The sequence below is a fragment of the Streptomyces sp. NPDC034084 genome (genome assembly GCF_055575535.1).
The window spans coordinates 987,048-1,000,088 of the sequence record NZ_JBVISK010000002.1; the positions used below are offsets into that span (position 1 = coordinate 987,048).

The window sequence follows — 13,041 nt, forward strand, 5'->3', positions numbered from 1 at the left end:
CGCCATTCTTCGCATTGCGCGCGAAGGGGGAGCAAGTCGGGCGGCACGGGAGGACGGTGGCGCGCCGGGGGGTGAACGTGCCTGCACTACGGCGCACTTGGGGCGCTCATCTGCGCGTTTACGAGAAGGCCCGCGCCCCCCGGTGCGCGGGGGCGCGGGTACGGGGGGTGCGGGCGATCCACTCGAATCGGTGAACGCTCCGGGCGTTACTTCTCGACCTCGTCCGCCAGCTTGGCGAGGACGGCGTCGTAGATGCGGCCGAGCCCCTTGGGCGCGAAGGTCTTCTCGAAGAAGCCGCCGATGCCGCCGGCGCCGTTCCAGACGGTGGTGACGACGGCGCGGGACTTGCCCTCGCCGGCGGGGGTCACGGTCCAGGTGGTGACCATGGAGGAGTTGCGGTCCTTCTCGACGAGCTGCCCGTCGGTGGGCTCGGTGACCTCCAGGAGGCAGTCGCGGACCCGCTTGCTGGTGGCCTGGAGCTTCCAGTGGACGAGGGTGCCCTCACCGTCGCCGCCCTCGCGCACCTCGTACTCGCTGAAGTGCTCGGGGAGCAGCTTCGCGCGCGTGCCGCTGTAGTCGGCCAGCGCGTCGAACACCGTCTCCGCGTCCGCGGCGATGATCCGTTCCGTGGTGGCCTCGACCTGCGCCATTGACTTCCTCCAGCTCGTGATTCCTCGGGGGGTGCGGGCCCAAGCGAACCACGTGGGCTCCGGCGGGCGAAATCCGGGTTGCGACGATCAAGGGAACAGATGTTCTATTCTGAGCGAACGGTCGAGGCAGAGCCAACGAGGAGGCGTCCATGCGCTGGGACAATCTGGGCGACACCCCCGCCGCCCCCGCCGACATCGCCCTGTTCGGCACGGACGCGGTCACCACCCGCACCTTCGACACCCCCGAGTTCAGGGGCATCACCTTCCACGAGGTCCGGGCCCGCTCGATCCTGAACCGGGTGCCCGGCGCCTCCCGGATGCCGTTCGAGTGGACGGTCAACCCGTACCGGGGCTGCGCGCACGCGTGTGTGTACTGCTTCGCCCGCAAGACCCACAGCTATCTCGACCTCGACACCGGCCTCGGCTTCGACTCCCAGATCGTCGTCAAGATCAACGCCCCCGAGCTGCTCGCCCGCCAGCTCGCCTCCGCCCGCTGGCAGGGCGCGCACGTCGCCATGGGCACCAACGTCGACTGCTACCAGCGCGCCGAGGGCCGCTACCGGCTGATGCCGGGCATCCTGACGGCGCTGCGGGACCGGGCGAACCCGTTCTCGATCCTCACCAAGGGCACCCTGATCCTGCGCGACCTGGACCTCCTCACCCAGGCCGCCCGGGTCACCGAGGTCGGCATCTCCGTCTCCGTCGGCTTCACCGACCAGGAGCTCTGGCGGACGATCGAGCCCGGCACCCCCTCGCCGCAGCGCCGCCTCGACGTCGTCCGCACGCTGGGCGAGCACGGCATCGACTGCGGGGTCCTGATGGCGCCCGTCGTGCCCTTCCTCGGCGACCGGCCCGAGCAGCTGCGCGCGACGGTCCGCGCGATCGCCGAGGCCGGCGCGAGTTCGGTCACCCCGCTCGTCCTGCACCTGCGCCCGGGCGCCCGCGAGTGGTTCATGACCTGGCTGCGCGAGCACCACCCGGACCTTGTGCGCCGGTACGAGCGGATGTACGCGGACGGGGCCTACGCGCCGACCTGGTACCAGCGACGGATCACCCGTCAGGTGCACGAGCTGGCGGCCGAGTTCGGCATCGGGCCCGCCCACCGGGGCGCCACCCGCCGCATCCCCGTACCGGAGGAACACTCCCCGGCGGCCGCCCCAGAGCAGCTCACCCTCCTCTGAGTACGCCCGTCGAGCACCCCTGGAGCGCCCGTCCGATCATCGGACCGGTCACCTGACACGCCGTCGGATCCGCCTCCGTTCGGGTCAACTCTCGGCGAAATCGGTCCTCTCCGCGCCGGTTCGGGACACAAACGCCCTATGACCACACGCGCAGGAATGCTGATCGCCGCTGGAGCGCTGGTCGCCGGGACGGTGACCGTCCTGCCCGCCGCCCCGGCGGACGCCGGTGAACCGACCCCCCGACCGCTCCCCCCGCTCGCCTGGACCGACTGCGCCACGAAGGCGTACCCCCGGCTCCAGTGCGCCACCCTGAAGGTGCCGCTCAACCACGACGACCCGGCAGGGCGGAAGATCACCCTCGCCCTCACCCAGGTCCCGCACACCGCGAAGACCTCCCAGGGCCCGCTGCTCGTGAACCCGGGCGGGCCCGGCGGCAGCGGCCGCGGCATGGCCGGGTACGTGGCGGCCTCGCTGCCCCCGAAGGTGGCCGCCGAGTACGACGTGATCGGCTTCGACCCGCGCGGGGTCGGCAAGAGCGAGCCCGCGCTCGACTGCGAGCCCGGCCACTTCGCGCCGGTACGGGCGGACTCGGTACCGAAGGGCGCGGCGGCCGAGCGGGCGGCCGTCGAGCGGGCACAGGCCTTCGCCCGTGCCTGCGGCAAGAAGTACGCGGACGTACTGCCGTACATCGACACCGTGAGCACCGCCCGGGACCTGGACGCGATCCGCCGCGCGATCGGCGCGGAGAAGATCAACTACCTCGGCTACTCGTACGGCACCTACCTGGGCTCCGTGTACGCCCGCCTGTACCCGGAACGGGTGCGGCGGATGGCGCTCGACTCCGTCGTGAACCCGCACGGCGTCTGGTACGAGGACAACCTCGCGCAGGACTACGCCTTCGACAGCCGCCACAAGGACTTCATGGCCTGGGTGGCCCGGCAGAACGCCGTGTACAAGCTGGGCACCGACCCGGCGGCGGTCGAGGCCGCCTGGTACCGGATGCGCGACGCGCTGGGCGCCACCCCGGCCGGCGGCAAGGTCGGTCCCGGCGAGCTGGAGGACACCTTCCTGCCGGGCGGGTACTACAACGGCTACTGGCCCCGCCTCGCGAGCGCCTTCGCGGCGTACGTCAACGACGCCGACCCGGCGCCGCTGAAGGCGGCGTACGAGCGGTACGGGGAGGCCGACGCGGCCACCGACAACGGCTACTCGGTCTACACGAGCGTGCAGTGCCGGGACGCGGGCTGGCCCCGCGACTGGAGCGTGTGGCGCAAGGACAGCTGGGACGTGCACGCGAAGGCGCCGTTCTCGACCTGGAACAACGCCTGGTACAACGCGCCGTGCGCCTTCTGGCCGGTGGACTCCCTGACCCCGCCGGACCTCACCAACGACCAGCTGCCGCCGGTACTGATCCTCCAGGCCACGGACGACGCGGCGACGCCGTTCGAGGGCGGGCTCGCCCTGCACCGGCTGATGCGCGGCTCCAGCCTCGTCGTCGAGGAGGGCGGCGGGAACCACGGGGTGACCCTCGGCGGGAACGACTGCCTCGACGAGCACCTGGCCTCCTACCTCGCCACGGGCAAGGTCCCGCGCGCCGAGGGCGACGCCGAGGTCGACGCGGTCTGCGCCGCGCTCCCCGAGCCGGAGCCGGAGCCCGTGACCGCGCCGACGAACCCGGAGAAGACCAAGCGGGCCGGCGCCGTCCGCGCGGAGCCCGCCGGCGTCGCCCTCCACGGCCTCCTGGGGCACGTGCGCTGACCGCCCGCCGACCCCTCGGTGCCCGCTTCCCGCAAGGGGTGGCGGGCACTGTCAGTGGCGTGCGCGAGGATGTGGGGCATGACGAGCCACCTCACCCACGTGCCCGCCCCCGACGGCCTCGCGCCCAGCCCCCAGTACAGCCACGTCGTGTGGGGCACGGGGCGGTTCGTCGCGATATCCGGGCAGTGCGCCCTCGACGCCTCCGGGGCGGTGGTCGGGGAGGGCGACGCGGCGGCCCAGGCGCACCAGGTCTTCGCGAACCTCCAGCGCTGCCTGGCGGCGGCCGGCGCGGGCTTCGGGGACGTGGTGAAGCTGACGTACTTCGTCACGGACGTGGCTCACCTCCCGGCGGTGCGGGACGCCAGGGACGCCCACTTCGCGGGCGTGCCGCTGCCGGCGAGCTCGGCGGTGCAGGTGTCGGCTCTCGTCCGGCCGGAACTGCTCGTGGAGATCGAGGCGTTCGCCCTGGTGCCCGAGCAGGCCGGGGCGGCGCACGGCGACGCCGGGGCGGGGCTCCGTCTGGTTCCGTGACGCGATCCGCCCCGGGGCGGGTCAGGGGAGCCGGGTCAGTGACCGCTCGGCCGCGGCGCCGAGCCGGGGGTGCGGGAGCGCGGCCTCCAGGGCGGGGCGTGCCCGGGGGTCGCCGAGGGCGCCGAGACCCTCGACGCAGGCGAGGCCGACCCGCCAGTGGGGGTCGTCGGCCCGGAGTCGCCGCCCGAGGACGGTGATCAGGGCCGGCACGGACTCGGGGGCGCGCAGTTCGGCGAGCAGCCGGACCGGCAGCAGGGCGTAGGCCACCCGGAGTTCGTTGGTGGCGAGGGCGGCGGCGGCGCGCGCGGTGCGCGGGTCTCCGAGCCGGGCCAGGGCGTGGGCGGAGGTGACGCAGCGCTCCGGGTCGCGGTGGTTGAGGAGCAGGACGAGGGCCTCGAAGGCGCGGGGGTCGCCGGCGACACCCAGGGCGTAGGCGGCGATCTCGCGGGCCCAGAGCGGCTGCCCGGGTGCGGTGAGGACGCGGTGCAGTTCCTCGGCGCGGCCCTCGGATCCGGCGAGTTCCACGAGTTCCGTGAATGCTGCCGGGACTTCTCCGAAGGCATTCTCGATCTCGTCCCGCAATCGATCGATCATCGAGCAGAATTCCGGATCCTCGGAGATTTCCATGAATCCGACCCTATCCGCGATCCAGATCACACTTTCCCAACTTCCCGGGACTGGCGCGCTCGTTACCGGCCGGTTAGTCTCAGGTGAGCGGGCACCACCCGCGCTTCTCACAACGGCCTGGTGACGCAGCCGTTGTGTTCGTTCGTCGGTTCGGCAGTTTCGACGTGGCTCCGGGACAGAGCCCGTCGCACCTTTCCCGGGGCATCGCCCTCATTTCCGGGCATCGCCCCCGCTCTTTCCGCGCCCTTTCGTGCGCGCACTGCCCTCAGTCGTCACTCTTCCTCTGGAGTCCCCTGATGGACACCCCTCTCTCCACCATCGCCGTCGTCGGTCTCGGCACCATGGGCTCGGGTATCGCCGACGTCCTCGCCCGGGCCGGCCGCGAGGTCATCGGCATCGACATCAGCGCCACCGCCGCCGCCCAGGCCGTCGCCGCCCTGGAGGCCTCCACCGCCCGCGCGGTGGCCCGTGAGCGGATCACCGAGGAGGAGCGGCAGGACGTCCTCGCCCGCTTCCGTACCTTCTCCGACCTCCAGGCGGCCGCCGAGGCCGACCTCGTGATCGAGGTCGTGCCCGAGTCGTACGAGGCGAAGCAGGAGGTCTTCCGGGCACTCGACGGGATCGTCCGGCCCGACGCGATCCTGGCCACCGGCACCAACGCCCTCTCGGTGACCCGGCTCGCCGCCGACTCGGCGCACCCGGAGCGGGTCCTCGGCCTGCACTTCTTCGCCCCGGTCCAGGCAATGAAGCTGGTCGAGGTGGTCTCCTCCGTGCTGACCGACCCGCGGGCCGTGGACGCCGTGACGCGGCTCGCCCAGGACCTCGGCAAGGAGCCGGTGGCGGTCGGCGACCGGGCCGGCTTCATCGCGGACGGGCTGCTCTTCGGCTACCTGAACCAGGCCGCCGCCATGTACGAGGCCAAGTACGCCTCCCGCGAGGACATCGACGCGGCGATGAAGCTGGGCTGCGGCCTGCCGATGGGTCCGCTGGCACTGCTCGACCTGATCGGCGTCGACACGGCCCGTACGGTCCTGGAGGCGATGTACGCCTCCTCGCAGGACCGGCTGCACGCTCCCGCGCCGATCCTCAAGCAGCTCAGCGAGGCCGGGCTGACCGGCCGCAAGGCGGGCCGCGGCTTCTACACGTACGCGGCGCCGGGCTCGGGCGAGGTCGTGCGGGACGCGCTGACGCCGCTCACCTCCGCCGAGGCCGGGACCGGCCGGGAGATCCGATCCGTGGGCGTCGCCGGTTCGGGCACGATGGCCTCCGGCATCGCCGAGGTCTTCGCCAAGGCCGGTTACGCGGTCGTGCTCGCCGCCCGGTCCCAGGAGAAGGCGGACACCGCCAAGGCCCGGATCGCCAAGTCCCTGGCCCGCTCGGTCGACAAGGGCCGGATGACGGGCGAGGCCCGCGACCAGACGCTGGCCCTGATCACAGCGGCGGGCTCGCTCGACGCCTTCGCCGAGGTCGACCTGGCCGTCGAGGCGGTCGCCGAGGACCTGGCGGTCAAGCAGGAGCTGTTCGGCCGGCTCGACAAGATCTGCAAGCCGGGCGCGGTGCTGGCCACCACGACCTCCTCGCTGCCGGTCATCGCCTGCGCCCGCGCGACCACGCGTCCGCAGGACGTCGTCGGGATGCACTTCTTCAACCCTGCGCCGGCGATGAAGCTCGTCGAGATCGTCCGTACGGTCCTGACCGGCGACGACGTCCACGCCACCGTCCGCGAGGTCACCGCGAAGATCAGGAAGCACCCGGTGGACTGCGGCGACCGCGCCGGCTTCATCGTGAACGCGCTGCTCTTCCCGTACCTGAACAACGCGATCAAGATGGTCCAGGAGCACTACGCGACCCTGGACGACATCGACGCGGCGATGAAGCTGGGCGGCGGCTACCCGATGGGGCCGTTCGAGCTGCTCGACGTCGTCGGTCTGGACGTCTCGCTCGCGATCGAGCAGGTGCTGCACCGCGAGTTCCGCGATCCGGGCCTCGCCCCCGCCCCGCTCCTGGAGCACCTGGTGGCGGCGGGCTGCCTGGGCCGCAAGACGGGTCGTGGCTTCCGCGAATATGCCCGACGCTGAGCCCCGCACCGCCGGCTGGGGCGGTCTGCTGAGCCCCCCGGGCACCGCCGGTGCCCCGGGGGTCTCCCCGCCCCCACCTGGGCACACTCCCACTCCGATGCAGTACGTTCGGACCATGCCCAAGGCCGCGAAGACACCCCGTGCCACGTCCCCGTCCGACGCTCCGGAGAGCACGGCGGGCACTCGCGCCGCCGCGCAGCGGCTCAAGATGCGCCGCGAACTCGCCGCCGCCGCGATGGAACTCTTCGCGACCAAGGGGTACGAGGCGACGACCGTGGACGAGATCGCGGCCACGGCCGGGGTCGCGCGGCGGACCTTCTTCCGGCACTTCCGGTCCAAGGAAGAGGCGATCTTCCCCGACCACGACGACACGCTGGTGCGGGCGGAGGCGGTGCTGAACGCCGCCCCGCCGCACGAGCACCCGCTCGACACGGTCTGCCGGGGCATCAAGGAAGTCATGAAGATGTACGCGGGGTCCCCCGCGGTCTCCGTGGAGCGCTACCGGCTCACCCGTGAGGTGCCGACCCTGCGGGAGCGCGAGATCGCCTCGGTGGCCCGCTACGAGCGGCTCTTCACCCGCTACCTCCTCGGGCACTTCGACGAGCGGGACCACCACGACGGCAACGACGACCCGCTGCTCGCCGAGGTGGCCGCGTCGGCGGTCGTCACCGCCCACAACCACGTGCTGCGCCGCTGGCTGCGGGCGGGCGGCGAGGGTGACGTGGAAGCCCAGCTCGACCACGCCTTCGCGATCGTCCGGGAGACCTTCGGCTCGGGCATAGGCGCGGGCCGGCCGGCCCCGTCACCGCAGCAGCAGAGCGAGCCCGCCGCCACCGCCGCGGTCCAGGCGTCCGCCACGGGTGACGTGGTCGTCGCCGTGGCCCGCACGGACGCTCCGCTCGACGCGGTCATGCGCACGATCCAGCAGGCGCTCAGGGAGGCCTGAGCACCGCATCCACGAGGAGGGCGCCCCCGGACTTCCGGGGGCGCCCTCCTCGTGTTCGCGCAGTTCACAGGGTGTTTCGATCGATCATCGCTCATCCGTGACGGGCAGATTGCATCTGAGTGAAATTGTTGGCACGCAGTGCCTTGTCAGGTGACACGGCGTGCCATACGTTGATGTTGTCCGGGCGGCCGGCGCGCAGAGATCACACCTCGTGCGCCGGCTGTCCCCACCAGCCACGGCCGGTGCGCCCGGACGCCTGCGTCACAGGCACCCCCGCGCTCCACCACACAGCGCCGCCACCGCACCACCGAGCCGAACCGACGGCACACCTCCACAGCAGCAGCACTTCCCGTCGCAACCCCCAGGCGTCCCCCCTCAGGACGCTCACCGCCGGAGGCAACCCGTGAAGGAAATCCTGGCCGCGATCCAGTCGCAGGACGCCACGTCCGCCGACTTCGCGAACATCCCGCTCCCCGAGTCGTACCGGGCCGTCACCGTCCACAAGGACGAGGCGGAGATGTTCAGCGGGGTCGAAAGCCGCGACAAGGACCCGCGCAAGTCGCTCCACCTCGACGAGGTCGCGCTCCCCGAGCTCGGACCGGGCGAGGCCCTCGTGGCCGTGATGGCGAGCTCCGTCAACTACAACTCGGTGTGGACCTCGATCTTCGAGCCGGTCTCCACCTTCGGCTTCCTGGAGCGCTACGGCCGGCTCTCCGAGCTCACCAAGCGCCACGACCTGCCGTACCACGTCATCGGCTCCGACCTCGCGGGCGTCGTCCTGCGCACCGGCCCGGGCGTCAACGCCTGGCAGCCCGGCGACGAGGTCGTCGCGCACTGCCTCTCGGTCGAGCTGGAGTCCTCGGACGGCCACAACGACACGATGCTCGACCCCGAGCAGCGCATCTGGGGCTTCGAGACGAACTTCGGCGGCCTCGCCGAGGTCGCGCTCGTCAAGTCCAACCAGCTGATGCCGAAGCCCGGCCACCTGAGCTGGGAGGAGGCGGCGGCCCCCGGCCTCGTCAACTCCACCGCCTACCGCCAGCTGGTCTCCAACAACGGCGCCGGCATGAAGCAGGGCGACAACGTCCTCATCTGGGGCGCGAGCGGCGGCCTCGGCTCGTACGCCACGCAGTTCGCCCTGGCCGGCGGCGCCAACCCGATCTGTGTCGTCTCCTCCCCCGAGAAGGCCGACATCTGCCGGTCCATGGGCGCCGAGGCGGTCATCGACCGCAACGCCGAGGGCTACAAGTTCTGGAAGGACGAGAACACCCAGGACCCGCGCGAGTGGAAGCGCTTCGGCTCCAAGATCCGTGAGCTGACCGGCGGCGAGGACATCGACATCGTCTTCGAGCACCCGGGCCGCGAGACCTTCGGCGCCTCGGTGTACGTCACCCGCAAGGGCGGCACCATCACCACCTGCGCCTCGACCTCCGGCTACATGCACCAGTACGACAACCGCTACCTGTGGATGTCGCTGAAGCGGATCATCGGCTCCCACTTCGCGAACTACCGCGAGGCGTGGGAGGCTAACCGCCTGATCGCCAAGGGCAAGATCCACCCCACCCTGTCGAAGGTCTACTCCCTGGAGGAGACCGGTCAGGCCGCGTACGACGTCCACCGCAACCTCCACCAGGGCAAGGTCGGCGTCCTCGCGCTCGCCCCTGAGGAGGGACTGGGCGTCAGCAACCCGGAGCTCCGGGCCCAGCACATCGACGCCATCAACCGCTTCCGGAACATCTGAGGTCCCGAAGATGACAGAGCGCCAGAAGGACCGGCCGTGGCTCATGCGGACGTACGCCGGTCACTCGACCGCCGAGGCGTCCAACGAGCTGTACCGGCGCAACCTCGCCAAGGGTCAGACCGGCCTCTCGGTCGCGTTCGACCTGCCGACGCAGACCGGGTACGACCCCGACCACATCCTCGCCCGCGGCGAGGTCGGCCGGGTCGGCGTCCCCGTCTCGCACCTCGGTGACATGCGCCGGCTGTTCCAGGACATCCCCCTGGAGCAGATGAACACCTCGATGACCATCAACGCCACCGCCATGTGGCTGCTGGCGCTCTACCAGGTGGCTGCCGAGGAGCAGGGTGCGGACATCACCCAGCTCCAGGGCACCACCCAGAACGACATCGTGAAGGAGTACCTGTCGCGCGGGACGCACGTCTTCCCGCCCGGCCCCTCGCTCCGCCTCACGACGGACATGATCGCGTACACGGTCAAGCACATCCCGAAGTGGAACCCGATCAACATCTGCAGCTACCACCTGCAGGAGGCCGGGGCCACGCCGGTCCAGGAGATCTCGTACGCGATGGCGACCGCGATCGCGGTCCTCGACTCGGTCCGCGACTCCGGTCAGGTCCCCGAGGACCGCTTCGGCGAGGTCGTCGCCCGTATCTCCTTCTTCGTGAACGCGGGCGTCCGCTTCATCGAGGAGATGTGCAAGATGCGCGCCTTCGGCCGCATCTGGGACAAGATCACGCTGGAGCGGTACGGCATCGAGAACGCCAAGCAGCGCCGGTTCCGCTACGGCGTGCAGGTCAACTCGCTCGGCCTGACCGAGGCCCAGCCGGAGAACAACGTCCAGCGGATCGTCCTGGAGATGCTGGCCGTCACCCTCTCCAAGGACGCCCGCGCGCGCGCCGTGCAGCTCCCCGCCTGGAACGAGGCCCTCGGCCTCCCCCGGCCCTGGGACCAGCAGTGGTCGCTCCGCATCCAGCAGGTGCTCGCCCACGAGTCCGACCTGCTGGAGTACGAGGACATCTTCGCCGGCTCGCACGTGATCGAGGCCAAGGTGGACGCCCTCGTCGAGGAGTGCCTGGCCGAGATCGACCGGATCCAGGAGATGGGCGGCGCGATGGCCGCCGTCGAGTCCGGCTACCTCAAGTCGCAGCTGGTCTCCTCGCACGCCGAGCGGCGCGCCCGGATCGAGGCCGGCGACGAGAAGATCGTCGGCGTCAACATCTTCCAGTCGACCGAGGAGAACCCCCTCACCGCCGACCTGGACACCGCGATCATGACGGTGGACCCGGCGGTCGAGGCCCGGGTCGTCGCCTCGCTGAAGACCTGGCGGGAGAACCGCTACCAGCCGCCCTTCAACCACCCCCGGCCGTGCAAGGCCCTGGAGCGCCTCAAGGAGGCCGCCAAGGGCACGGACAACCTCATGGAGGCCACCCTGGAGTGCGCCCGCGCCGGGGTGACCACCGGCGAGTGGGCCGGGGCCCTGCGCGAGGTGTTCGGCGAGTTCCGCGCCCCGACGGGCGTCTCCTCCGCCCCGGTCGCCGTGACGGCCGAGGCGGGCACCCCGCTCGCGCTCGTCCGCGAGAAGGTGGCGAGGACCGCCGAGGAGCTGAACTGCGGGCGGCTGCGGCTGCTCGTCGGCAAGCCGGGCCTGGACGGGCACTCCAACGGGGCCGAGCAGATCGCCGTACGCGCGCGTGACGCCGGTTTCGAGGTGGTCTACCAGGGCATCCGGCTGACCCCCGAGCAGATCGTCAACGCCGCCCTGGCGGAGGACGTGCACTGCGTGGGCCTGTCGATCCTCTCCGGCTCGCACTCCGAGCTGGTCCCGGACGTCCTCGACCGCCTCCGCGAGGCGGGGGCCCCCGACATTCCGGTCATCGTCGGTGGGATCATCCCGAACGCCGACGCCGCGGAACTGAAGCGCGCGGGTGTGGCCGCCGTCTTCACACCGAAGGACTTCGGCATCACGGAGATCATCGGCCGTATCGTCGACGAGATCCGGAAAGCGAACAAGCTCAGCCCCCTTGAAAGTACGGAGGTCCTCGCATGACCAGCCCTGTGAACCGGCTCCGCCCCCGCCGCTCGTGCCTGGCGGTCCCCGGCTCCAACCCGCGCTTCCTGGAGAAGGCCCAGGGCCTCGCGGCCGACCAGGTCTTCCTGGACCTGGAGGACGCGTGCGCCCCGCTGGCCAAGCCCGAGGCCCGGCACACCATCGTGAAGTTCCTGAACGAGGGCGACTGGACCGGCAAGACCCGTGTCGTCCGCGTCAACGACTGGACGACCCACTGGACCTACCGTGACGTCGTCACGGTCGTCGAGGGCGCCGGCCAGAACCTCGACTGCATCATGCTGCCGAAGGTCCAGGACGCCCAGCAGATCGTCGCCCTCGACCTGCTGCTCACGCAGATCGAGAAGACCATGGGCTTCGAGGTCGGCAAGATCGGCATCGAGGCGCAGATCGAGAACGCCCAGGGCCTGACCAACGTCAACGCGATCGCGCAGGCCTCCCAGCGCGTCGAGACGATCATCTTCGGCCCGGCCGACTTCATGGCCTCCATCAACATGAAGTCCCTCGTCGTGGGCGAGCAGCCGCCCGGCTACCCGGCGGACGCGTACCACCACATCCTGATGAGCATCCTGATGGCCGCCCGCGCCAACAACCTCCAGGCGATCGACGGCCCCTACCTGCAGATCCGCAACCAGGAGGGCTACAAGGCCGTCGCGCGGCGCGCCGCCGCCCTGGGCTTCGACGGCAAGTGGGTGCTGCACCCGGACCAGGTCGCCGCCGCGAACGAGATCTTCTCGCCCTCGCAGGAGGACTACGACCACGCCGAGCTGATCCTCGACGCGTACGACTACTACACGTCCGAGGCCGGCGGGAAGAAGGGCTCCGCGATGCTCGGCGACGAGATGATCGACGAGGCCTCCCGCAAGATGGCCCTGGTCATCTCCGGCAAGGGTCGCGCCGCCGGCATGCAGCGCACCAGCAAGTTCGAGATCCCGGAGGCCTGAGTCCCATGCAGTTCGGCCGCACGTACGAAGAGTTCGAAGTCGGCGCCGTGTACAAGCACTGGCCCGGGAAGACGGTCACCGAGTACGACGACCACCTCTTCTGTCTGCTGACGATGAACCACCATCCGCTGCACATGGATGTGAACTACGCCGAGAACACGACCGACTTCAAGCGGAACGTGGTCGTCGGCAACTACATCTACTCGCTGCTGCTCGGCATGTCCGTCCCGGACGTCTCCGGCAAGGCCATCGCCAACCTGGAGATCGAGTCGCTGCGGCACGTGGCGCCGACCTTCCACGGCGACACCATCTACGGCGAGACCACGGTCCTCGACAAGACCCCGTCGAAGTCGAAGACCGACCGCGGCATCGTCTACGTCGAGACCAAGGGCTACAAGCAGGACGGCACCCTCGTCTGCGTCTTCCGCCGCAAGGTGATGGTCCCGACCGCCGAGTACATCGACGCGCGCGGCGGCGAGCAGCCCGGCCGCCCCGAGCTGAACGAACAGGGGAAGTAGTC

The 13,041-nt window shown here is 70.9% G+C and carries 11 protein-coding genes; 9 read left to right on the plus strand and 2 right to left on the minus strand.

All coding sequences use genetic code 11. From position 1 onward, the window contains the following. Positions 1-206 precede the first annotated feature (206 nt). Positions 207-650, minus strand: coding sequence for an SRPBCC family protein (locus tag ACZ51I_RS09930; protein WP_030686492.1), 444 nt, complete (start codon positions 648-650; stop codon positions 207-209). A gap of 149 nt (positions 651-799) precedes the next feature. Here ACZ51I_RS09930 and ACZ51I_RS09935 point away from each other — a divergent pair, with 149 nt between their 5' ends. The 3 genes from ACZ51I_RS09935 (at position 800) to ACZ51I_RS09945 (ending at position 4,120) form a co-directional block, all read left to right on the plus strand. Next, complete coding sequence (locus ACZ51I_RS09935; protein ID WP_468873340.1) at positions 800-1,831, plus strand: Rv2578c family radical SAM protein; 1,032 nt, start codon at positions 800-802, stop codon at positions 1,829-1,831. Between the two features lie 138 nt (positions 1,832-1,969). Next, a complete protein-coding gene (locus tag ACZ51I_RS09940) occupies positions 1,970-3,589 on the plus strand; it encodes an alpha/beta hydrolase (RefSeq protein WP_468873342.1) in 1,620 nt (539 codons plus the stop codon). A gap of 78 nt (positions 3,590-3,667) precedes the next feature. Then, positions 3,668-4,120 (plus strand): RidA family protein, encoded by a 453-nt coding sequence (locus ACZ51I_RS09945; RefSeq protein ID WP_468873345.1) that lies wholly within the window; start codon positions 3,668-3,670, stop codon positions 4,118-4,120. 21 nt (positions 4,121-4,141) lie between these two features. On the opposite strand, the gene ACZ51I_RS09950 is transcribed toward ACZ51I_RS09945, so the two are convergent. Continuing rightward, positions 4,142-4,747 (minus strand): HEAT repeat domain-containing protein, encoded by a 606-nt coding sequence (locus tag ACZ51I_RS09950; RefSeq protein WP_468873347.1) that lies wholly within the window; start codon positions 4,745-4,747, stop codon positions 4,142-4,144. 296 nt (positions 4,748-5,043) lie between these two features. Between ACZ51I_RS09950 and ACZ51I_RS09955 the strand changes: the two genes are divergently transcribed. The 6 genes from ACZ51I_RS09955 (at position 5,044) to ACZ51I_RS09980 (ending at position 13,039) form a co-directional block, all read left to right on the plus strand. Further along, on the plus strand, positions 5,044-6,825 hold the full coding sequence (locus ACZ51I_RS09955) for a 3-hydroxyacyl-CoA dehydrogenase family protein (protein ID WP_468873349.1): 1,782 nt from the start codon (positions 5,044-5,046) through the stop codon (positions 6,823-6,825). A 115-nt stretch (positions 6,826-6,940) separates the two neighbouring features. Beyond that, positions 6,941-7,771 carry a TetR family transcriptional regulator gene (locus tag ACZ51I_RS09960; protein WP_468873351.1) on the plus strand — a complete coding sequence of 277 codons (831 nt, stop codon included), beginning with the start codon at positions 6,941-6,943 and terminating at the stop codon, positions 7,769-7,771. Between the two features lie 403 nt (positions 7,772-8,174). Next, positions 8,175-9,512 carry a crotonyl-CoA carboxylase/reductase gene (gene ccrA, locus ACZ51I_RS09965; RefSeq protein ID WP_468873354.1) on the plus strand — a complete coding sequence of 446 codons (1,338 nt, stop codon included), beginning with the start codon at positions 8,175-8,177 and terminating at the stop codon, positions 9,510-9,512. Positions 9,513-9,522: 10 nt separating this feature from the next. Then, the gene (locus tag ACZ51I_RS09970; RefSeq protein ID WP_468873356.1) at positions 9,523-11,559 is read left to right on the plus strand and encodes a protein meaA; all 2,037 of its coding nucleotides are present in this window, start codon (positions 9,523-9,525) and stop codon (positions 11,557-11,559) included. After that, entirely contained in the window at positions 11,556-12,521 is a 966-nt protein-coding gene (locus ACZ51I_RS09975) for an HpcH/HpaI aldolase/citrate lyase family protein (RefSeq protein ID WP_030686470.1), read from the plus strand. The genes ACZ51I_RS09970 and ACZ51I_RS09975 overlap by 4 nt, the downstream gene beginning before the upstream one ends. Positions 12,522-12,526: 5 nt before the next feature. Beyond that, entirely contained in the window at positions 12,527-13,039 is a 513-nt protein-coding gene (locus ACZ51I_RS09980) for a MaoC family dehydratase (protein WP_384886638.1), read from the plus strand. Positions 13,040-13,041 lie beyond the last annotated feature (2 nt).